Below are 22,108 nucleotides of genomic sequence, written 5' to 3' on the forward strand. Positions count from 1 at the left end.
CATTGTTTCTCCAAGGAAGGATGTTTTATGTCTCTTGCCGTAGTTCGTACCCGCGCCCAGGTGGGTGTGCAAGCCCCTGAAGTCACCGTTGAAGTACACCTGTCCGGCGGATTACCTGCCCTCTCTATCGTGGGCCTGCCTGAGAAGGCGGTGAGTGAAAGCCGTGAACGGGTGCGCAGTGCCCTGATCAACTCTGGTTTTACCTTCCCCCAGCGCCGCATCACCATCAACCTGGCCCCGGCCGACCTACCCAAAGAAGGGGGCCGTTATGACCTCGCAATCGCCATCGGCATCCTGGCCGCCAGCCAGCAGATCCCGATGGAAGCGCTGGAGCAGCGCGAGTTTCTGGGGGAGCTGGCGTTATCCGGACAAGTACGGCCGGTACGGGGTGTGCTACCGGCGGCGATCCGGTGTGATGCACAGGAGCATAGCCTGATCCTGGCGGAAGAGAATGCACAGGAAGCGGGCATTGTGCGTAACCTGGCGATCTACCCGGTCAACCACCTGCTGCAGCTGGTGGCGCACCTGATGGGCAGCGAACCGGTGGCGCGGTATTCGGCTAACCAGAAAGGGATAAACAGCGCGCCGAATTATCCCGACGTGCGTGATGTAAAAGGTCAGAGTAAGGCCAAGCGCATGCTGGAGATCGCGGCGGCTGGCCAACACAACCTGATTCTTGCCGGTCCTCCTGGGAGTGGAAAAAGTATGCTCGCCAACCGCCTGCCGGGCTTGCTGCCCTTAATGGAGGAGCAGGAGCGGCTGGATGTGGCTGCCGTGTATTCGGTGGCGGGTGCCGGCGGCGATGTAATCAGCGGACGACGCCCGTTTCGGGCCCCGCATCATACCGCTTCAGCCGTGGCGCTGGTGGGTGGTGGCAGCAGTCCGCGGCCGGGGGAGATCTCCCTGGCCCATCAAGGTGTTTTGTTCTTGGATGAGCTGCCCGAGTTTAACCGCAAGGTGCTGGAGGTGCTGCGCGAACCGATGGAATCGGGCGAGATCCTGATCTCACGGGCCGCGCGTCAGTGCAGCTTTCCCGCACGCTTCCAGATGGTGGCAGCGATGAACCCCTGTCCCTGTGGATATTTCAACGACGGCAGTGACCGTTGTCGGTGCAGCCCCGATATGGTGCGCCGTTATCAGGACAAAATCTCCGGTCCGTTGCTGGACCGGATCGATATGCAGTTGTGGGTGAATGCGATCTCCAAAGCGGAGATGTTAGAACACACCGGCAGCAATGAAAGCAGCGCGCAAGTGCGCGAACGGGTTGTGGCGGCGCGGCAGCTCCAGATCGAACGCCAGGGTTGCTGCAATCAGGCGCTGGATGGCCCGGAACTGGAGCAGGTGTGTGCCATCAGTGAAAACGACAAGCTACTGCTGGTGAATGCACTGGAGAAGATGCAGCTCTCAGCCCGTGCCTTTCATCGGATTCTGCGGGTGGCGCGCACCATTGCGGATCTGACGGGGGCTGAGCAGGTGGAAACCGCCCACCTGCTGGAAGCACTGAGCTACCGACGCGGGCTTATGCCTTCTCAAGCATCCGCATAAATTCCTTGAACGGTACCGGCGGGCCGTACAGGTAACCCTGCACCTGGTCACAGCCGTTCTGCATCAGCCAATCCAGCTGGGCGGTGTTTTCCACGCCTTCGGCGACCACCTTCTTATCCAGGCTGTGGGCCAGGTTGATGATGGCGCGCACAATCTCGGCGTCGTTGGGATTGTCCGCCACGTTGCGGATAAAGGAGCGGTCGATCTTCAGGGTGCTGATCGGCAGTTTCTGCAGCAGGGCGAAGGAGGAGTAGCCGGTGCCAAAGTCGTCCAGGGCAAAATCGATGCTCAGGTTGGACAACTCCTGCAGGCAGTAACCCACATGCTGCTCGTCGCTGATCAACGCCGATTCGGTCAGTTCAAACTCCAGAAAGGCGCTATTGATCTCGTTCTGGCTGATAATGCGGTGAATCGTGTGTGGCAGGTTACTGTCTTGGAACTGGCGGAACGACAGGTTCACGCTGATGCGGCAGTTGTCGTAGCCTTCCAGCTGCAGCGCTTTCAGTTTCATGCCCGCCTGGTGGATCGCCCAGTAGCCGATTGGAATGATCATGCCGTTACGTTCCGCCAGCGAAATAAATTCGCCCGGCATAATCAGGCCCCGCCGTGGGTGGCGCCAGCGGATCAGCGCTTCGGCCCCGGCAATCTTGCCGGTCTTTAGGTCGACTTGTGGCTGAAAGAACAGTTCAAACTGATTCGCGCGCAGGGCAAAGGCCAGTTCCGGCTCCAGCTCGCTGGTTCCGGCCTCCTGCTGATCAAACGTTGGATCATAAATGCGGTAGGTGCCGGGGCGTTCCTGCTTGGCTTGGTGACGTGCCATGGCGGCACGTCGGATCAGTTCATCCAGCTCCACCGTCGCCCCCGGTTGGCAATAGGCGACACCGATACTGCCGGGCAGTATGGAACTGCGGTTGGCTGTACGGAACGGCATATTGGTTTGCGGCAGCAGGCTTTTCAGTTGCTCGCGGGTGAGTTGGTGTAGATTTTCATCCGGTGCACAGGTCAGCGTGATCGCAAACTCGTCGTTGCCCAGGCGGTGAATACTGTGTGCGTTGGAAACGGCGCTCTGCAGGCGGTCGCGTAGTTGGATAATCACTTCGTCCGCGGCTTTGGGGCCGCACTGACCGTTAAATTTGCTGAAACCGTCCAGATCGACGGTCAGCAAGGCGATCTGCAGTTTGCTGTCCTGAACCTGGCTGATCAGCTGTATGATGCTCTGATAGAAGCTGCGGCGGTTGCCAAGGCCGGTCAGGGGATCGGAGTTGCGCAGCCGATTGATCTCGGCTTTATCTTTGTGTGCGTCACGGGCATACCGGAAGGCGCGCAGAACCGTCTCTGGGCTGGCCTGGTCAAGTGAAATAAAATCACTCGCACCCTGACGGATCAGTGCGTCGCCCTGGTCGCCGTTGATGGCTGGAGCCAGTACAATGATCGGCTGCGTTGGCAGCAGGGTAGTAAGCACACGCAGGGTCTGGAAAGCGCTGTTGTCGAAGTGCTCCAGACCTAACAGAACAATATCGTCTGCGTTCAGCGGTTCGGCGGTTAAAGCCTCCTGTGTGCTGAAGCAGTGCAGATGCTGGGCGGTCAGGCCCAGAGTCTCTTGCAGTCGGGTGCAGCAACCTCTGTTGCCATCGATCAGCAGTAACCGAGGCTGGGTGCTTTTAAGCTGTTTGGGTGCCGATAACATCGGGCGTTTCCCCCTTTACGCCTAGGGTTATGGGCTAAACGGAGCCATGCCGTAGCAATGCGAACATGTCATAATTGCGATCCGGCGATAGCTGCATCATATATTGTTCTTGAACAGGATTTCAAACGTACGTTTTATTTTGTTTTTTCTCAGTGTGTTATGTGTCAGTTTCTGTTTAAACGACCATCAGAAGTTACCTTTTTTGAATCGATAATCAAGTACTTGTTTTTACTTAATTTCCGGAGCGCTGTGTAAATGGCTCGATTAAACCCCCGCCAGCAAGAGGCAGTTAACTACATCAGCGGACCGTTGCTGGTACTGGCCGGCGCAGGTTCGGGCAAGACCAGTGTAATCACCCGGAAGATTGCGTACCTGATCAAAGAGTGTGGTTACGCGGCGCACAACGTGGCGGCGGTAACCTTTACCAACAAAGCCGCACGCGAGATGAAGGAGCGTGTGTCGGCGTTGCTGGTGGGTAAGCCATCCAAGGGGCTGACCGTCTCCACCTTCCACAACCTGGGCCTTAATATTATCCGCAAAGAGCACAAGGTGCTGGGCTTTAAGCCGGGTTTTTCGATCTTTGACGACCAGGATAGCAAGGCGCTGCTGAAGGACCTGATGCTGCACAACGGCGAAGACACCGATCAGGTGGACGCGGTGCTGCACCAGATCTCCAACTGGAAGAACGACATGGTGGAGCCGGAGCAGGCACTGTCCACCGCGCAACTGCCCAACGATATTCTGGCGGCACGGGCCTACGAGGCTTACAACAGCCACCTGCGTGCCTACAACGCCGTGGATTTCGATGACCTGATCCTGATTCCGGTAAAACTGTTTGCCAACCACCCGGACGTGCTTGAGCGCTGGCAGAATAAGATCCGCTACCTGCTGGTGGACGAGTATCAGGACACCAACCTGTCCCAGTACCGTCTGGTGCGCCAGATCGTGGGCCACCGCGGTGCGCTGACCGTGGTAGGTGACGACGACCAGTCGATCTACGCCTGGCGTGGTGCGCGTCCGGAAAACCTGGTGCAGCTGAATGAAGACTTCCCGTCGCTGAAGGTGGTGAAGCTGGAGCAGAACTACCGCTCGACCAGCCGTATCCTGAAAGCGGCCAACACCCTGATCGCCAACAACCCCCACGTGTTTGAGAAAACCCTGTGGAGTGAGATGGGCGTGGGGGATGAGTTGCGGGTTATCCACACCCGCAACGAAGATGCCGAGTGTGAGCGGATCGCCACCGAAATTCTCGACCAGCACCTGCGTAAGAAGTATCCGTTTAAGGACTTTGCCGTGCTTTATCGCGGCAACTTCCAGGCGCGTCTGATGGAGATGAAGCTGCAGTCCTACCAGGTGCCATACAAGTTGAGCGGCGGTACCTCCTTCTTCGCCCGTGCCGAGATCAAGGACCTGATGGCCTACCTCAAGGTGCTGGTGAACCCGGACGACGACAACGCGTTCCTGCGGATTATCAACCTGCCGCGCCGTGAGATCGGCCCGAGCACGCTACAAAAGCTTGGGCAGTACTCGGTTGAGCGCCAGATCGGTATGTTCGCTGCCTGTGAAGAGTTGGGTCTGGAACAGGTGCTGCCGGCGGCGGCAGTGGATCGTCTGCGACGTTTCTGCAAATGGATGAACTATATCTACCGCAAGAGCGAGCAGGGTGACCCGATCGAAGCGGTGCGCGAGCTTATCAAGGATATCGACTACGAAGGCTGGATCCGCCAGAACAGTTCCAGCGACGCGATGGGAGACAAGCGCATCCAGAACGTCTGGTTCCTGGTCGACTCCCTGCGCAATACGCTGGAGCGCCTGCAGGAAGACGATCCGGATGCCGGTCTGAAGGAAACCATCGCCCGTCTGTTGCTGCTGGATATGCTGGATCAGCAGCAGGAGGACGAAGATGACAACCGTGTACAGCTGATGACTTTGCACGCCTCCAAGGGGTTGGAGTTTCCCCATGTATTCCTGATGGGGATGGAGGAGGAGTTGCTGCCGCACCGTAACAGCATTGAGACCGACAACATTGAGGAGGAGCGTCGCCTCGCTTATGTAGGGATCACCCGGGCCCGTCAGACCCTGACCATGACTCTGGCGAGCCAGCGCAAGCAATATGGGGAAGTGGTGGACTGTGCACCGAGTCGTTTTCTGGCCGAATTGCCACAGGAAGACCTGGCGATTGAGGGGGGCGCTGAAGCCTGTCCGGTGCGGAACCGGGCCAAGGGACGTGCAACCCTTTCCAGTTTACTCGACAGTTTCGACTGATCGGGTAGAAATTGCAGATACAAAAAAGGCCGCTAGATTGCGGCCTTCTTTTTGACGCGAACTAAGTCGATCTTACTTAGCGCTGTCGACCATGTGCTGAATCGCACCCTGGATTTCGTCGTCAGAACAGTCAGCACAAGTACCACGTGGTGGCATTGCGTTGATACCGCTGATTGCGTTCGCCAGCAGGGTTTCCATGCCTTTCGCAGCACGGTCAGCCCACTCGGACGTGCCGAATTTAGGCGCGCCAGCAACACCAGTGCCGTGACAAGCAGCACACTTAGTGTTGTATACGTCTGCACCGGAACGCGCACCGCCGGATGCCGCGACTGCAGGAGCGCCACCGCAAGTGTCATCGCCTTCTACGCAGACAGAGCCTACCGCTTTGATACGCTCAATAATTTTTTCTTCTTCAGTAGCCGCCTGAACGGAAGTGGCCAGCACAAAGCCCAGCCCCAGAGCGCACAGCATAGAAGCAATTTTCTTCACAGTTACGACCTCACAATCATCCTAAATTTAAAATTATTTTGCAGTCTGGCCTACCGGATGCCCCTCACGAGCGTGTGCAGACTCCACTGCGCAAAACTTGATCGGCGGGCATTATAACGGTAAATACGCACAACGGAAACGGGGCTTTGGCAAAGGTATAAGAGGAATCGCTGCCAAGCAGCAAATTCTGCCCACTTTCTGCGCGATGTTTGACTTGGGTTACTCGCCTTCTCCAGCAACGCTGTACGCGCGTTAAACAGCAAAAGGTCATTCCGTAACCGTTCTTTACCAGTCCCAACAAACACTTGGCAAACGGGCCGCAGATACGTAACATTAGCGCCCTGCAAACACTTCCTGGCGCCTGTAGCTCAGCTGGATAGAGTAGCAGGTTCCGATCCTGTTGGTCGGGGGTTCGAATCCCTCCAGGCGCGCCATTTTTTGGAAGTTTGCAGTATCCCGATGCCGGTATAGCTCAGTTGGTAGAGCAACTGACTTGTAATCAGTAGGTCCCGAGTTCGACTCTTGGTGCCGGCACCATTTACAGGATATTCCTCGATAGCTCAGTTGGTAGAGCAGTAGACTGTTAATCTATTGGTCGCTGGTTCGAGTCCAGCTCGAGGAGCCATCCTGTGCGGAGCGGTAGTTCAGTTGGTTAGAATACCTGCCTGTCAGCTCTCACCGGTAACCGGTCGTGATGTGAATCACCCGTCCCCACACTTCTCTTTGGGTTTTGCCCGCACCATAAATCCTTATAACTAAAACCATACGACTAGCTATGGCTGATGTTATACGTACTACAAGGGCGGCATTACCTGTGTAGTGTGATGTTCGAACCTTGTTTGGACATGTTCCAGGGGTAAAACAGGGAGTGGGCGATGGTATCTAATTGGGGGGCCAGCATATTGGCCGCTAAGACCGCAAAGCAAATGCCGTCGGCGTAGAGGCCGAATTCCCTGACCAGTTCGGTCATCAACCCTATCACTACACCATAAAGTATCCGACCCGCACGACTATCCGGACTGGTGACAGGGTCCGTGGCTATAAAGAAGGCGGCGAAGATCAGACCACCCAGTGTCAGATTATGTAACGCTTCTTGAATGGTATGTCCTGACAGAATACACAGCGTAGCCGCACTCACCAGTATGGCGAGAGGAATCTCAGAACGGATCACCTGTATATACGCGAGCAGCAAACCGCCAGCGAGATAACCAAGCCAGGAGGTGTAGGGGGCCGCGTCGCTGAGGAAACCGGCGGTTAGCGGAGTGGCACCACTAATACTGTCGAGGCTTAGACGTGGAGCGAGCAGCAATTGTTGCTCCAAAATCTGTTGGTAATCCAATGCCAGCGTCCAGGGGGCCTGTGGTAAGGGGGCCGGGTAGAGCTGTTGATAAAAACAGATGGCAACGACCCCTAGGCCTGCCATCACCGGGTTAAGCCGGTTGCAGCCTAGTCCACCGCTGGCGTGCTTGACCAATCCGAGCGCAGTAAATGTTGCCAGCAGCATCATCCAGACAGGGACCATTAGCGGTAGGGCACGTGCCATCAGAATACCGCAGACAAGCCAGCTGAGGCTGGACAGGCCTGCTCTTACAGGCTGTTTCCGGCCGTACAGGAATATAGATTCCACCAGCAGTGCAAACAGGATGCACCAAGCCGTTTGCAGCCACACCACCGGGCCGAACTGCAAAGCATGGAATAGGGTGCCAGGTACCATGGCGGCCACTACTGCCCGCATGATTCCACGGGTGGATTTTGGTCTCAGGTTCATTGTCGGGCGCTCCCCACAACGATTTTTTTCGCTTCGCGGAAACTATCGCGTAATGGCAGATTGCTGGGGCAGACCTCACTGCATGCACCGCACTCAATGCAGGCATTGAGCTGTTCCTGTTGCAGAGTCATCCCGTCCTGCCGTTGGTAAGCCTCATAGAGTTTGAGGGGTTTAAGTGCCATCGGGCACACATCTATACAGCGGTTACAGCGGATGCAATCACTTGCCTGGGTGCGGGCAGGAAAAAACTGGGTTGAGCGCACTATCAGGCAGCCGCAGGTTTTGCTGGTGACGGCCTTGGGTTGTGTCAGAAGATGCCCCATCATCGGTCCGCCAACCTGTACCCCATTGTTGTCGGCATGAGGAACTGCCTCTCGCAGCAAGTCCGCCACCGGCGTGCCAATGGGGACCTCCAGGTTTCCTGGCTTGTGTACGTGGCCAGTCAGAGTCACGATCCTTGTTACCAGCGGTTCGGCATGAAAGACCGCTCTACCCAACGCATAGAGGGTTGCGACGTTGAGGACGAACACACCTACCTCCGCCGGTAACATCCCTGTGGCCAGCTTGCGTCCGCTTAAGCTGCGGATCAGCATCGGTTGGCCGCCTGCGGGGTAGCGATGCGGCAGAGTGTGGACTTCGACCGTGCTGGTTCGTTGTCTGATGGCGTGCTGAAGCGCCTTAATCGCTTCCGGCTTATTGGGTTCTACGCCAATGCGTGCGGTCTGAATGGATAATGCTGAAGCAAGGTAGTCGGCGGCACGAATAATGTCGTCGGCGCGCTCACGCATAAGGCGGTCGTCGCAGGTGACAAATGGTTCGCACTCGGCGCCGTTGATCAGCAACATGTCAGGTTGTTGAGCCCCGGAAATCTTAATGCCTGTGGGGAACCCCGCGCCACCCAAGCCAACCAGACCCATTTGCATGGCAAACACCGACAGTTCCTCTGCATTGCGAGGAGGGTTACCTGGTTGCAGCTTACACCACTCATCGCGACCGTCCGCTTCAATTTGTATGCAGACGACCTCTGAATCTCGATCTGCTAAGTAGGCTGTCTGGATGGCCGTCACCCTACCGGAGGTTGAGGCATGTACCCATGGCGTGGAGTGGTCACCATGAGCAATCACATCCCCCTTTTTCAGCTGTTGCCCAACCGCTACGCAAGGCGTGGCGGAAGTACGTCCGTTACCAACAGGTACCGACAGAACTGAGTTAGCCAGCGCATGCCGCTTGATAGGTTGTCCATTGGACAGGGACTTATAGTCCTTGAGTTTTAACCCTCCCTGCCAGCGTTTTCCGGGACGGCGTAAGGGAGTGATTAAACGCTGTATCCAGCTTTGTTGGTATGGGCGTTGTGTAGCGAACGCTTCCTGTTGAGACACGCGGTGGTTTCCTGCCTGCAATACTAGGTTTAAACCGATGTTTGAACTGTAATAAGTTGGAGGAGGATAATAGTGTCTTGCAATTAGTAATGCAAATGCGATTTGTTATCAATAGTATTTGAGTGTATTTGAGCTTCGTTTGGATGGGGGCGATGAAACGTAACAGGCCCGGTTGTAGGTCTCTGCCCCCGTTCTAGAGTTGTGACTAACGCAAGACTGTATCGGGCTCTGGTGTAACTAGCTGTTATACCTGCTTTGCCCAGAACTGCGCCGAAAGCTCTGAAAAACCGTGCGAAATGGAAAGCATATCCTGGCCTGTGCGGTTGCTTGAAGTTGCAGCGTTCAGGTTCCTCTCTGACATGTCACGAATCGTAAAGATACTTTTGTTGATCTCATCAGCGACTGCGCTTTGCTGCTCGACGGCGCTGGCAATCTGGGTATTCATATCGTTGATCTGCTCAATCGATTGATAGATGGAGGTCAGGGACGACGCGGTAATACTGCTTTGTTCCACGCAGTGGTCTGTATGGCGTTGTCCGGACTCCATCACATCCACCGCACGGTTGGCGCGGACTTGCAGCTGCTCGATCATCGTACGGATCTGATCGGTGGAGGTTCTGGTTTTGCTCGCCAGGGTCCGTACTTCGTCGGCGACCACGGAAAAGCCCCGTCCGGCGTCGCCCGCCCGTGCTGCCTCAATCGCGGCATTCAGCGCCAGCAGGTTGGTTTGTTCGGCAATCTCACCGATAACGTCCAGAATACCGGAGATACCGGTGCTGCTCTCCTTCAGGTCAGTGATGGCGTCCGTGGCCTGGCTGATCTGTTGCTGCAGCTGCTGGATCGACCGAACACTCTCATCCACCACGCTTTTGCCTCTTTGGGCTTGCGTCAGGCTGTCCATGGCCGCGGTCGAGCTGCTTTGGGCATTGACCGCAACTTCCTGAATACTGGCAGACATCTCATGTACCGCTGCGGCGACCTGATCGGTTTCGGCAAACTGCTGGCGGGCACCACTCTCGGACTGGGAGACGGCGGAGCTGAGTTCTGACACGCCACCGGTCAGATGCTCTGCAGAATCCGAAATCCGGCCCACCAGGGCGGCTGATTCCGACTCCAGCATTTTTAACGCCAGCGCCAGTTGCCCGATGTCATCGCGCCGCCCGGAATAGATATAGCGGGCGACTGGGTTGTTGACGGTCGATTGCGACTGCTTTACCAACGCCTGGAATGGCTTGAAAATCCAAAAGAGGCCAAGCGTGCTTACGGTGAGTGCGGCGCCCATGAGTGCCAGCGAGCTGAGGTAGTCCAACCGCAGGACAAAGCAGATGGCAATCGCCGAAATAAGCGGCAGTAACATGCACAGTAGGGTTTTGTGGAGCAGGCCGAGGCCATCTTTGGTGGCTGTGGGGACCTTCCCAGCCATCAGGGGCGGATAGACCTGTTCTGCGCGCTCGACGTAATCTCGGCGAGGTTTGCGGCGTACCGACTGGTATTCCGCAATCAAGCCGTTCTTTTCTATCGGGGTCACATAGGCATCGACCCAGTAGTAATTACCGTTCTTGCAGCGGTTTTTCACAATGCCCATCCATGAACAGCCGCCTTTAACCGTTGTCCACAGGCCTTCAAAGGCCGCAGGCGGCATATCGGGGTGGCGAACCATATTGTGGTTTTGCCCCAACAGCTCCTGTTCTTCAAATCCGCTGACTTGGGTAAATCCTTTGTTTACGTAGGTGATTTGTCCTTTCAGATCGGTGGTTGAAAGGATGTTGATATCGCTACTGTAGTCTTCTTCTATCTGAGAGATGGGCAGATTCTGTTTCATTGGGTGTTATTCTTCTTTTTACATGAACTTTCTGTATCAATTTCCTGTCAGACAGGACTTCCCTTCGCCAGTGCAAGTCCGTTTGCGTTTTACTTCAGGTCGTTACCTCCTCAATGACTTTCTTGCTTTCAGTGCTGTCGAGCAGTGCAGCTGTAATCTCTGTTGGTGGCATGGGGCGGCCATGGAAGTAACCTTGCAGGTAGTCACAGCCCTGTTGCTGAAGAAAGTCGTGCTGTTGTTGGGTCTCTACCCCTTCGGCGACTACTTTCAGTCCCAAACTGTGGGCCAGTGAGATCGTGGCTGCGCTGATGGCGGCATCGTTGCTGTCGGTTTCAATATGGCTGACAAATTCGCGATCCAGTTTCAGAATCTGAATCGGGAGTTTTTTCAGGTATGCCAGCGAGGAGTAGCCGGTGCCGAAGTCATCAATGGCAATGCTTATCCCCATGTCACTGAGCTGTCCCAAGATGGCGATCGCCTGTTCCGGGTTCTCCATGGCCAGTGATTCGGTGATCTCCAACTCAAGTGCGCGTGCAGACAATCCGCAGTGGTCGAGTGCTGCTGTGACCTGCGAGATCAGGCCGGTTGAACGCAGCTGACGGGCGGAGAGGTTCACTGACATACGCAGGTGTTTGAATCCCTGCTGGTGCCAATCGGCAAGTTGCTGGCAGGCAGTGCGTAATACCCACTCCCCGACCGGTTCGATCAAACCGGAATCCTCCAGGACCGGGATAAACTCGGCTGGTGAGACCATGCCCCGCTCTGGATGGTGCCAGCGGATCAAGGCCTCCAGTGCGCAGATGTTGCCGCAGACGGTATCGATCTGCGGTTGGTAGTACAGCTCGAACTGCGCGTCCTGAAGCGCCTGATTTAGCTGTTGGCCCAGGTTGAGGCGTTGCTGGGTCTGTTCCGATATGGTGCTGCAGTGGAACTGGAAGTTTTTACGCCCCAGGCTCTTGGCGTGGTACATCGCCGCATCTGCGTGTTTCATCAGTTCCGGCACGGTCTCGCCATCGTTGGGATACACGCTCACGCCGATGCTGGGCGTGATATAGATGGGCTGGTCGTTGATTTCATAGGGCTCAGACAAGGACTCCAACAGGGTGCTGGTTTTGAGCGCCAGGTGGTTGTGGTTGCTAAAGTGGGTGAACGCGATGGTGAATTCGTCGCCACCCAAGCGGGCCAGCAGATCACTCTCCTTAATTTTGCCCTTGAGTCGCTTGGCCACCGCCTTTAGCAATTCGTCCCCAACGCGGTGCCCCAGGGTGTCATTGATATCTTTGAAACGGTCCAGATCGATAAACAGAATGGCCAGTTCCCGTTGTTCGTGCTGGGACACGGAGATGGCCTGGCTGAGGCGTTCTTCAAAGCTGAAGCGGTTGAGCAGGTGGGTGAGCGGATCGTGATAGGAGAGATGCTGTATCTGTTCTTCAGCGTTTTTCTGTTCGGTGATATCACTGAAGCTGGCGATGTAATTGCTGATTTTGCCGGCAGTGTCGCGCACGGTATTGATGTTGATCCACTTTGGGTAAACCCGACCGTCCTTGGTGCGGTCCCATAACTCGCCTTGCCAACAACCGTTGTCCTGAAGCGCATGCCACATGCGTTGGTAGGTGGCGGTGGGCACTTTGCCTGAGGCGAGTATCCTGGGATTATGCCCTCGGACTTCATCCTCCTTGTAACCGGTCAGTTCGGTGAAAGCTTCATTGACCGATATGATCTGGTTGTTTTGATCACTGATCAGTACCGCCTGCCGACTTTGCCGGTAAACGTTGGTATATAACTCCAGCCGTACTCGGTTCTGTTCCTTTTCGGTTCGGTCATCAAGAATGGCTACCAATTCGCCGCTGGACAGTTTGTAGATCTGGATATCCAGCCAGAGCCGCAGACGGTGGCCCTTATACACCGTGAAAGTGTGGGCGTGGGGTGTGTTTTCCTGCCATGTCTTCTTGATCAAGTCATACAGATCGTCGACTTTCTTTCGGCTGTATGGCAACAGGTCCCTTAACGAGATCCCCTTTAAGCTATAGCTGCTGCGCTGGAAGATCTGTTCACACGCGGGGTTGGCGCTTTGTACTTCGAATTCTGCGGCGCTTTCGCGTGGTAGGAGGACCAGTACCCCGTTGGGCATCGACTGAAACAGTTCCTGAAAGCGCGCTTCACTTCGTTGCAGTGACTGATGCAGCGCTTTGGTTTCGCTGATGTCTTGCCATGCGACATAGATGATCGGGCCGGAGCTCGAGTGCATCGCAGACAAGGTCACTTTGACGGTGAAGTGGGAGCCGTTTTTACGTTGGTGAATCCATTCGAACTGGACGGAGCCTTCGTATTCCGCCTGGCGAATATAGGCCGTGGATTTGTCGATCGAGCTGGTGCCGTCAGCCTGATATGGGGGGATATATCCGAGGGATGCACATGGAGCAGCTCGTCTTTGCTGCTGTAACCCAAGACTTCAACCGCGGCCTGATTGCACTCGATAAACCTGTCCTCACGCATGATCAACGATGGATCAGGGGAGGAGGTAAACAACGTCAGTATCAGGCTCTCATCGTGAGAAGCCCGTGGTGCGGATTCATACCAGCGCATCAACGTAAGTCCCTTTACAGTACTTTTATTCTTGTTATTTAAAAGGTGCTTGAAAAATTATCCATAATTTTAGTATGGATTTTTGTAGTTGCACTGACGTTTTGGAGATTTTTTTAGCGTTGCTAAGTAGAGAGCTTCAACAGAGCCTATCTGCTGTGAGAATTGGTGTCGTAGAAATGTTGTTGCGCTGTTACCCGTGCTTACAAGAGGCTGGGAATTTGGAGGATTGTGGTGTTGTTGCGGTTCACTTTGTCTCGTCGCGGTACCCCTGAATCTCGCTAGAGGCACAGGATCGATACTCGCTAGGGCTTAATGCAGAGGGACAAAGTTGCTTTAACCACCGTTTTTCTTGCTCCGATAAGCCCGACGTATCCGGCATACCCGCTTCCAGTGCAGAGAGCTCACGTTTGACACAGGATACGTAACGGCTTGGCGTGAGTGCCGAGGGACAGCTGAGTGAAACCCATTTACGCTCATCATGAGATAGTTTTGACAGATCTGGTAAGCCTTCCGAAATTACTGCAATTTCTCGGCGAACGCAGGTAGACCACTGTGAAGGGCGCATCCGCTTTGGGCGTGAAAAATTTACCCACAGCTTCATTTCGGGTGAGAGAGTTTCGATCAGTGCTGATGGCGTTTGGCCATATCCGCTTATGGGAAAAATAAACAGTGATAGCACCAACGATGTTATACGGACCTGACGCATAGTGAGCTTCTCCTTGCCGGTGGTTCTCGTCGGGCGTTTTCAGGGTTTACGATCGAACTTGGATATAAATTCTCTCATATCGAGTTAGAAATGGGACGATGCTACTTTTGGGGGCGATTAGAGGATCTTTGTGTCAACGTTCGTGCCGTTTAAGGGAATGAAACTCCAGGGCGAACGGGCATTGGATTAGCAGCACATCCCGTCGCTGGCTACCTCAATGTCCCCATACGGCAGTTCATTATCCAATAACCACTCATCCATCTGATGCCCAAGATGGGTCAGCACCATCTTCTTCGGCTGCAACGCCTCAAAGATTGCGATGCTCAGATTCAGATCGTTGTGATTGCGCGGCGGCTGCGGTTGTGGCGGTACGCTGGTGTCGATAACCACCACATCCAGTTCGAACTGCTTCAGGTACCCTTCCGATGCTTCAGGCAAACCAACCGTATCCGTGAGGTAGGCGATGCGCCTGTCATCCTGCTCAAACAGGTAACCAAAGGTAGGCTTGGAGTGCTGCATCGGGATCGGGGTGATGCTCAAGCCAACTTTTGGTGAGAACGGCTCAAAGGCGTTGAGTGCTGGCAGGAACTCCAGAATACCAGGGTGTTTTTTAAGGTCGTCTCCCGCACCGCCGTCTTCCGGGCCGTAGACCGGGATATGGTCGTTCATGCCCCAACGCAGGTGAAACAGGCCCTGGATATGATCCATATGGTAGTGGGTTAGCAGGATGCCGCTGAGCTGGCCGGGCTGGAAACGCTCGCACAGATCGGTGAGGCCACCGTCGATCAGCAGACGCAGGTCACCGCTCTCCAGCAGGGCGCTGCAAGGCTTGCGGCGTAGCGCCGGGTTCTGGCGAGCATTGTGGCAGGCACGGCATTCGCAGCCGTACACCGGCACCTGACGCACGTCGCCGGTGCCCAGCAGGGTCAGTTGCATTTAGTTACTAACTCCCAGCCAACTGTGATGCTTGATCACTTCCAGCAGCGCGTTGATGCCGTGCATCAGGTCGCCGCTGTTGTCGACTTTGATCAGGTTGGAATCCAGGTCAGAGTTCAGATTATTCACCAGCTGCTGGTGGCGTGCCAGTCTTTGTTCGATCTCGATAGCGCCCTCGCGGCCGCGGCTGAGCAAGCGGTTGCGCAGCAGGTCGGGATCGACGTCGATCAGCACCGGTACCAGCTCGTCGTATTGGACAAGCGCTTGCGGCAGGTATTCGCGCGAGCCGTTGACCAGCACGTTGAGGCCACGATCCAGCCAACCGTTGATCTCGCTGCCGATGCCGTAGCGGTAGCCGTGGGACTGCCACTGCATGGCGAACAGGCCAAACTGGTCGCGCATCTGGAACTCTTCGGCGGACAGGTGTACGTGGTTCTCACCCCCCACGCCCGGGGCGCGGGTGATATAGCGGTGCGCCACGCAGCAGTGTTGCTCTGGGCGCAGGCGTGCACGACAGCCTGCCAGCAGGGAATCCTTGCCCGAACCGGAGGCGCCGATCAGATAAAACAGGGTGCCACTCATCAGAAGACCCTCCGTCCCTCACGCCAGGTACGCTGGATCATCGGCATCACTTCATGCGGGTGCACCTGAACCAGGTCGGCGCGCAGGCCGGTTTTCAACTCACCGCGGTCGAACAGGTTGGACGCCTGTGCCGGGTTGCGGGTGACCAGGGCGATGGCATCCGCCAGGGTATAACCGTTGTCCTGCCCGGCAACCATAAACGCCGCCTGCAACAGTGCCGATGGGTAGTAGTCGGAGCTGAGGATATCCAGCACACCGTCACGTGCCAGCTCGGCGGCGGCGATGTTGCCGGAATGGGAACCACCACGCACTACGTTGGGTGCACCCATCAGTACCTTCAGACCCAGTTCGTGGGAGGCACGGGCCGCTACCAGGGTGGTGGTGAACTCCGCCACTTGCATGCCCAACTGGGCGGATTCCTGTGCGTGTGTCAGGGTCGCGTCATCGTGGCTGGCGGTGGCGATGCCACGGTCGTTACACACTTCACAGATGGTGCGACGGAAACGGTCGGCGTATTTGGCGCTGTTGGCCTGCTGGATGGCGATGAAATCATCCATCTCCGAGTCGCTCATGTTGTACTTGCCCTGATAGTACTCGCGGTACTTAGGGATGTTTTCAGGTGGGAACTGACGCTGACCCGGTGCGTGGTCCATGACGGAGACCAGCTTCACCAGATCCTCGCCGATGTAACGTTCGAAGAACTCCATCAGGCCCGGGAAGCTTACTTCACAACGCAGGTGCAGGAAGTGGCTGGCACGGTTCAGGCCATTCTGTTCAGACGCCACGATCGCCTTGATCATCGCGTCCAGTTTCTCGACGCGGGTGCTGTCGCCGATGATGTCGCCCAGTGCCACGGAGTCGAAGGAGGTGGTGATGCCCGCGGCAATCAGCTGGGCGTCGTGGGTGGCCATCGCCAGGTGGCCTGGGTAGTCCACCTTCGGGCGTGGAGTGAAGTATTTTTCCTGGTTGTCGGTGTGCAGCTCGACCATACCCGGCATCAGGTAGTCGCCGTTCAGGTCATCGGCCTGGGACAGCTGGCTGTCGTGGGTGTCGATGTCGGCAATTTTGCCGTCGCGGATCACCAGGCTGCCGTTAACTACTTCGTCCGCCAGGATCAGTTTGGCGTTGCTAAGAATCTGTTCTTTCACGGTTTCGTTACTCAGTCATCAGATCGCGCGGATATCGACCAGGCGGTCGGCTACGGCTTCACGTACGTCTTCATCGTGGAAAATGCCCACAATGGCAGCTCCACGGGCTTTGGCGTTGTTAATCAGCTCCACTACCACCTTACGGTTGGTGGCATCCAGGGAGGCGGTGGGTTCGTCCAGCAACAGGATCGGGTAGTCGACGATAAAACCGCGGGCGATGTTTACGCGCTGCTGTTCACCGCCGGAGAAGGTGCTGGGCGCCAGGTGCCAGAGGCGTTCCGGTACGTTCAGTTTGCTCAGCAGGTCTTTGGCCTTAGCTTCGCAAATCGCTTTATCCACACCCAGATCCAGCAGCGGCTGCATTACCACGTCCAGCGTGGAGATACGCGGAATCACACGCAGGAACTGGGAGACGTAGCCCAGACAGTGCTGGCGCAGGTTGATGATGCGACGCGGCAGGGCCTGGGTCAGGTCCAACATCTCGTCGCCATCGCGCAGCAGGATCTCGCCGCCGTCGACGGAGTAATTGGCGTACAGGGCCTTCAGGAAGGTACTTTTACCGGCACCGGACTGGCCGTGCAGGACCACACATTCACCCTGCTGGACTTCCAGCTGGGCGCCGTTAAGCACTTCAAAGCTGGCGCCACCCTGGTTGTGCAGGGTGAAGGATTTTTGCAGACCGGAAACCCGGATCATGGTTGTCATGGTGTGTCTCCTTAATTCTGCAGAATGGATGAAACCAGCAACTGGGTGTATGGGTGCTGCGGGTCGTCCAATACTTGGTCGGTGAGGCCGGATTCCACCACTTCCCCGCGGCGCATCACCATCAGGCGGTGGGCCAACAGGCGGGCTACAGCCAGGTCATGGGTAACGATGATCACACTCAGCCCTAACTGGGATACCAGGTTACGCAACAGGTCGAGCAGACGTGCCTGTACGGATACGTCCAGACCACCGGTTGGCTCGTCCATAAAGATCAGGCGTGGGTGCGTGACCAGATTGCGGGCGATCTGCAGGCGCTGTTGCATACCGCCGGAGAACTGGCTTGGGCGGTCGTCGATACGGTTGGCATCGATCTCCACCGCTTCCAGCCACTCTTCTGCTTTGGCGCGGATATCACCGTAGTGGCGCTGGCCGACGGCCATCAGGCGTTCGCCGATGTTGGCACCGGCACTGACGTTCATACGCAGACCGTCGCGGGCGTGCTGGTGCACGATGCCCCACTCGGAGCGCATCAGCACACGGCGTTCTGATTCGTCACCGGCGTACAGGTCCATCTCGCCGAACTGTTCGCTGTTGTAGATGATCTGGCCGCTGTCCGGTGTCTGGCGTGCCGACAGGCAGCTCAGCAGGGTGGATTTACCGGAGCCGGATTCACCCACGATGCCCATTACTTCGCCCGGGTAGAGGTCGAAGTTGACCGGGCCGCAGCCTTTGCCCGGTGCGTAGTATTTGTTGACGTCGCGTACACTCAGCAGCGGCGCCAAGTCTTGCCATGCACTGGTATTCATTATGCTGGCGTCGCTCATGACCCTGTTGTTCATGAAAGAGTCTCCTCGGTCGCCGTCGCGCTTTCGGTAGCGTTGGTCTGACGGCTGCGGCAATAGTCGGTATCGGAGCAGACAAACATCTTGCTGCCCGCGTCGTCGATGATCACTTCATCCAGGAAGCTGTGGTCCGATCCGCAGATCGCGCAGTTCTCGTCCCACCGCTGCACCTCGAACGGGTAGTCGTCGAAATCGAGGCTCTTCACCTCGGTGTAGGGCGGTACCGCGTATATCCGTTTTTCGAAACCCGCACCAAACAACTGCAGGGCAGGCATGCGGTTCATCTTCGGGTTGTCGAATTTCGGGATCGGCGATGGGTCCATCATGTAACGGTTGTTGACCATCACCGGGTAGTCGTAACTGGTGGCGATATGGCCAAAGCGGGCCACGTCTTCATACAGCTTCACCTGCATCGCGCCGTACTCGCTCAGGGCGTGCATCTTGCGGGTCTCGGTCTCGCGCGGTTCGATAAAGCGTAGCGGCTCAGGAATCGGCACCTGATAGATCAGGATCTGATCTGCCTGCAGCGGTGTTTCCGGAATACGGTGGCGCGTCTGGATCAGGCTCGCCGCGGCGGTAGACTCGGTGGTCTCTACACCTGCAGTCGTAGCAAAGAAACGACGGATGCTGACCGCGTTGGTGGTGTCGTCGGCACCCTGGTCGATCACTTTCAGGCGGTCGGCTTCGCCAATTACACTGGCGGTCACCTGCATACCACCGGTCCCCCAACCGTGTGGCAGGGGCATTTCACGGCCACCAAACGGTACCTGGTAGCCCGGGATCGCCACGGCCTTGAGGATAGCGCGGCGGATCATGCGCTTGGACTGCTCGTCCAGGTAAGCAAAGTTATAGCCGGTAGCAGTACTCATTTGTTGTTCTCCTCGTCTGTGGCTGCGGCGATTTCACGGCGCAGGCGACGGATCATCTCCAGTTCGGACTGGAAGTCCACGTAGTGCGGCAGTTTCAGGTGCGATACGAAACCGTTGGCGGAGACACAGTCGCTGTGGGACAGCACAAACTCCTGATCCTGGTTCGGGTAGAGCACCTCTTCGCCCAGCTCCTCGGCGCGCAGGGAGCGCTCTACCAGCGCCACACTCATCGCTTTGCGTTCGGAGCGACCAAAGGCAAGGCCGTAACCGCGGGTGAACTGCGGCGGTTGGTTCTTGTTGCCGTGGAATTGGTTGACCATCTCGCACTCGGTGAGGAACAGGTCGCCGATCTCGATGGCAAAACCCAGCTCTTCCGGTACCAGCTCGACATTGACGCGGCCGCTGCGCAGCTCACCGGCAAACGGGTGGCTGTCACCGTAACCACGCATGGAGGCGTAGCTCAGGGAGAGCAGGAAACCTTCGTCGCCACGCACCAGGTTCTGCAAACGCACGGCACGTTCGGCCGGGTAGTTGACCGGCTCACGGGTCAGGTCTGCTGGAGTATGATCGGCTTCGTCCGCTTCGCGGCTCTGCTCGATCAGACCTTCTTTGTTCAGCAGTTCCAGTACCCGTGGGCACGCGTCTAACGTCTCTTCATCACTTGTTTCTGGATCAAGTGCACTGATCGGCGCTTCACCTTCAGCCAACAGGGTGAAGTCCAGCAGACGGTGGGTGTAGTCGTAGGTGGAGCCCAGCACCTGGCCGCCCGGCAGATCTTTAAAGGTGCCGGAGATACGGCGCTCGATCTGCATTGCTTCGGTGTCCAGCGGCTCGCTGTAACCGATCCGTGGCAGGGTGGTGCGGTATGCGCGCAGCAGGAAGATCGCTTCCACGGCATCGCCACTGGCCTGTTTCAGTGCCAGGGCCGCCAGCTCCGGGTCGTACACGGAACCTTCGTTCATCACTCGATCCACCGCCAACGGCAGCTGTTCGCGGATCTGCTCAACCGTCAGCTCGGTGATGCTTTCATCGCCGCGACGGGTTTTGCGCATCAGCGCGTGGGCGTTGTCGATGGCCTTCTCGCCACCTTTAACAGCAACGTACATATCAGGCCTCTCCCTCTTCGGGACGCATTTCACGAATCTGGGTGGAGCGGGGCAGGGCCAGCAGCTTGCTGCCGCAGCAGAAGATGCAATCCACACCCAGTGGGAAGCGTTTACGGCTGTTGATCAGCGCCAGACGGAACTCCTCACTTAAGCCCGCAATACGTGCGGTCTTGCGCGACTCGATACCCGGACCGGTCAGTTCCCAGTGCGGTTCGTCGCTCAGCGCCGGTACCTGCACAATCAAGGTGGTGGAGCGATCCGGGTATTCCGATGTACCCCAATTCAGATCACGCAGAACGGGCAGCTCGTCGGCCAGTGCCACGGCAAAATCCGCCGCTTTGCTGCCGTCAATGATCGGGCTCTGGCAGTGGAAACGCAGGTTGCTGGTCACACGCTCGTCGCTGTTCAGGCGTGGACTCAGCCACAGCTGGGTGTCGGCGTCGAGCAGGCTCAGCAGGGTTTGCCAGGTACTGTTGTTCAGCAGGCCAGGAGTGGCCAGGTTCAATTCCAGCTCGATCAGGGTGCCCGGTTCGCTCATCGCTTTCAGCAGCGCGCGGAACACCTGCTGGCCGTGTTGAACCGGATCGTCAAAACCGGCGATCAGGGCATTGCTATTCACAGTAGGAGTAAGTACGGCCATCAGTCTTCCCCTCGAACCATGGTGAAAAAGTCCACTTTGGTACTGCTTGCTTCGCGCATGCGCTCGGCTTGAGCTGCCTGCTGAATCTCATCCAATGGATTGATCAGCGCGCTTTCCAGTAGTTCGGCGGTGCGCTCCTCCTGCAGCAGGGCATCTGCCAGTGCCGCGGTGATCGCATGCTCTTTGCTGCGACCGGCGATGTAGCTCAGGCCCAGCGTGCCGCTGGCCAGGCGCAGGGCACAGCGGGTTACGGTCATTTCGCCCATGTTGAACGGTTGACCGCTACCACCGATGCGGCCTCGCAGCATGGTCAGGCCGGTTTCCGGCTTGCGGATGAATTGGTATTCAGGTGCCGCTGGCAGCACCAGTGCTTGCCAGTGCTGCTGCAGATCTTTTAGTTCTGCCTTGGCCAGGATGCCGATCCAGCGCTTGCGCGAAGCCTGCTCTGGTGTCAGTTCAGCGTTGGCCTGTTGTGATGTAACAGACATGGTGTGTGTACCCGTAAGTCGTCTGAAAAGTTGTCTGAATCAGTTGATCGGATGACGGCCATTCTGGTGGGCATCAGGTATTAGAAAAAGGGAGCATTTCTTTGCGGAATCCTTAGAAATTCTTATGGTGGCCTTAGCCCGGGGGCTGGCGAGGGGATTGAGCGTGGGATTTTTATTGGTAGGGTTCTAAAGGCATATAGAGACATAAAGCTGTCATATTTGTTTGTTAGCGCTGAAGCCCTCCATATCACGGTGTGGGTAACTGTTTGAGAGAATCCATAGTTTCGCTAAGGGTAGCGCTGTGTAAAAGCGTGTGGATAAACTGTAGTGTGCCTGTTGGATAAAAATCGCCGCTGCTACAAGGCTTGAATTCAGGCGGGTGTGGCGGGCCGCAGGTTATCCACTGTTATCGCCGTTAGTCGATTCACCGCTTTGGATGCAATGTTCAGACTTGATTCCGGGCTGTTTTCAGCAATGAAGTGCAGCGCAACTGGATTAAAAAATCCCCGTATTACTGCAGGTTAGGAGGTTGCTTCGGGGGAGAT

18 protein-coding genes, 3 tRNA genes and 1 pseudogene are annotated in these 22,108 nt (G+C 56.6%); 6 read left to right on the forward strand and 16 right to left on the reverse strand.

The window, feature by feature from the left end:
* Positions 1-27: 27 nt before the first annotated feature.
* Complete coding sequence (locus QKW35_RS09350; RefSeq protein WP_282352567.1) at positions 28-1,545, forward strand: YifB family Mg chelatase-like AAA ATPase; 1,518 nt, start codon at positions 28-30, stop codon at positions 1,543-1,545.
* Here QKW35_RS09350 and QKW35_RS09355 read toward each other — a convergent pair.
* Positions 1,520-3,232, reverse strand: coding sequence for an EAL domain-containing protein (locus tag QKW35_RS09355; RefSeq protein WP_282352568.1), 1,713 nt, complete (start codon positions 3,230-3,232; stop codon positions 1,520-1,522). The genes QKW35_RS09350 and QKW35_RS09355 overlap by 26 nt on opposite strands.
* A 255-nt stretch (positions 3,233-3,487) precedes the next feature.
* On the opposite strand from QKW35_RS09355, the gene rep reads away from it, so the two are divergent.
* Positions 3,488-5,497 (forward strand): DNA helicase Rep, encoded by a 2,010-nt coding sequence (gene rep / locus QKW35_RS09360; RefSeq protein ID WP_282352570.1) that lies wholly within the window; start codon positions 3,488-3,490, stop codon positions 5,495-5,497.
* Between the two features lie 72 nt (positions 5,498-5,569).
* Here rep and QKW35_RS09365 read toward each other — a convergent pair whose 3' ends face one another.
* A complete protein-coding gene (locus QKW35_RS09365; RefSeq protein WP_425607999.1) occupies positions 5,570-5,968 on the reverse strand; it encodes a c-type cytochrome in 399 nt (132 codons plus the stop codon).
* Positions 5,969-6,343: 375 nt separating this feature from the next.
* Between QKW35_RS09365 and QKW35_RS09370 the strand changes: the two genes are divergently transcribed.
* The 3 genes from QKW35_RS09370 (at position 6,344) to QKW35_RS09380 (ending at position 6,611) form a co-directional block, all read left to right on the forward strand.
* A tRNA-Arg gene (locus QKW35_RS09370) sits at positions 6,344-6,420 on the forward strand.
* A 27-nt stretch (positions 6,421-6,447) separates the two neighbouring features.
* Positions 6,448-6,523, forward strand: a tRNA-Thr gene (locus tag QKW35_RS09375).
* Between the two features lie 12 nt (positions 6,524-6,535).
* A tRNA-Asn gene (locus QKW35_RS09380) sits at positions 6,536-6,611 on the forward strand.
* Between the two features lie 183 nt (positions 6,612-6,794).
* Here QKW35_RS09380 and QKW35_RS09385 read toward each other — a convergent pair.
* From QKW35_RS09385 to QKW35_RS09400, 4 genes are all read right to left on the reverse strand, one after another.
* Positions 6,795-7,754, reverse strand: a complete 960-nt coding sequence (locus tag QKW35_RS09385; RefSeq protein WP_282352572.1) for an RnfABCDGE type electron transport complex subunit D — start codon at positions 7,752-7,754, stop codon at positions 6,795-6,797.
* A complete protein-coding gene (rsxC, locus tag QKW35_RS09390) occupies positions 7,751-9,133 on the reverse strand; it encodes an electron transport complex subunit RsxC (RefSeq protein ID WP_282352573.1) in 1,383 nt (460 codons plus the stop codon). The genes QKW35_RS09385 and rsxC overlap by 4 nt, the downstream gene beginning before the upstream one ends.
* A gap of 244 nt (positions 9,134-9,377) precedes the next feature.
* Complete coding sequence (locus QKW35_RS09395; RefSeq protein ID WP_282352574.1) at positions 9,378-10,955, reverse strand: methyl-accepting chemotaxis protein; 1,578 nt, start codon at positions 10,953-10,955, stop codon at positions 9,378-9,380.
* Between the two features lie 94 nt (positions 10,956-11,049).
* Entirely contained in the window at positions 11,050-13,218 is a 2,169-nt protein-coding gene (locus QKW35_RS09400; protein ID WP_425607997.1) for a putative bifunctional diguanylate cyclase/phosphodiesterase, read from the reverse strand.
* Between QKW35_RS09400 and QKW35_RS09405 the strand changes: the two genes are divergently transcribed.
* Positions 13,198-13,398 carry a hypothetical protein gene (locus tag QKW35_RS09405; RefSeq protein ID WP_282352578.1) on the forward strand — a complete coding sequence of 67 codons (201 nt, stop codon included), beginning with the start codon at positions 13,198-13,200 and terminating at the stop codon, positions 13,396-13,398. The two genes, QKW35_RS09400 and QKW35_RS09405, sit on opposite strands and share 21 nt — an antisense overlap.
* A 2-nt stretch (positions 13,399-13,400) precedes the next feature.
* On the opposite strand, the pseudogene QKW35_RS21320 reads toward QKW35_RS09405, so the two are convergent.
* The 10 genes and pseudogenes from QKW35_RS21320 to phnG form a co-directional block, all read right to left on the reverse strand.
* Positions 13,401-13,541: pseudogene (locus QKW35_RS21320) on the reverse strand (hypothetical protein); the annotation flags it as partial.
* A gap of 892 nt (positions 13,542-14,433) precedes the next feature.
* The gene (phnP, locus tag QKW35_RS09410; protein ID WP_282352580.1) at positions 14,434-15,183 is read right to left on the reverse strand and encodes a phosphonate metabolism protein PhnP; all 750 of its coding nucleotides are present in this window, start codon (positions 15,181-15,183) and stop codon (positions 14,434-14,436) included.
* A complete protein-coding gene (gene phnN, locus QKW35_RS09415) occupies positions 15,184-15,765 on the reverse strand; it encodes a phosphonate metabolism protein/1,5-bisphosphokinase (PRPP-forming) PhnN (protein WP_282352581.1) in 582 nt (193 codons plus the stop codon).
* Positions 15,765-16,913: an alpha-D-ribose 1-methylphosphonate 5-triphosphate diphosphatase gene (locus QKW35_RS09420; RefSeq protein ID WP_282352584.1), complete on the reverse strand. Its 1,149-nt coding sequence runs from the start codon at positions 16,911-16,913 to the stop codon at positions 15,765-15,767. Before QKW35_RS09420 ends, phnN begins: the two co-directional genes overlap by 1 nt.
* An 18-nt stretch (positions 16,914-16,931) precedes the next feature.
* Complete coding sequence (phnL, locus tag QKW35_RS09425; protein ID WP_282352588.1) at positions 16,932-17,618, reverse strand: phosphonate C-P lyase system protein PhnL; 687 nt, start codon at positions 17,616-17,618, stop codon at positions 16,932-16,934.
* An 11-nt stretch (positions 17,619-17,629) separates the two neighbouring features.
* Positions 17,630-18,457 (reverse strand): phosphonate C-P lyase system protein PhnK, encoded by an 828-nt coding sequence (phnK, locus tag QKW35_RS09430; protein ID WP_345774490.1) that lies wholly within the window; start codon positions 18,455-18,457, stop codon positions 17,630-17,632.
* Positions 18,454-19,329 (reverse strand): alpha-D-ribose 1-methylphosphonate 5-phosphate C-P-lyase PhnJ, encoded by an 876-nt coding sequence (locus tag QKW35_RS09435; protein ID WP_282352590.1) that lies wholly within the window; start codon positions 19,327-19,329, stop codon positions 18,454-18,456. Before QKW35_RS09435 ends, phnK begins: the two co-directional genes overlap by 4 nt.
* Positions 19,326-20,435, reverse strand: a complete 1,110-nt coding sequence (locus QKW35_RS09440) for a carbon-phosphorus lyase complex subunit (RefSeq protein WP_282352592.1) — start codon at positions 20,433-20,435, stop codon at positions 19,326-19,328. The genes QKW35_RS09435 and QKW35_RS09440 overlap by 4 nt, the downstream gene beginning before the upstream one ends.
* Before the next feature lies 1 nt (position 20,436).
* Positions 20,437-21,075, reverse strand: coding sequence for a phosphonate C-P lyase system protein PhnH (phnH, locus tag QKW35_RS09445; protein ID WP_282352593.1), 639 nt, complete (start codon positions 21,073-21,075; stop codon positions 20,437-20,439).
* Positions 21,075-21,563, reverse strand: coding sequence for a phosphonate C-P lyase system protein PhnG (phnG, locus tag QKW35_RS09450; protein WP_282352595.1), 489 nt, complete (start codon positions 21,561-21,563; stop codon positions 21,075-21,077). The genes phnH and phnG overlap by 1 nt, the downstream gene beginning before the upstream one ends.
* Positions 21,564-22,108: the final 545 nt, after the last annotated feature.

This window comes from Pontibacterium granulatum, from assembly GCF_029961155.1.
GTDB lineage: Bacteria > Pseudomonadota > Gammaproteobacteria > Pseudomonadales > Balneatricaceae > Pontibacterium > Pontibacterium granulatum.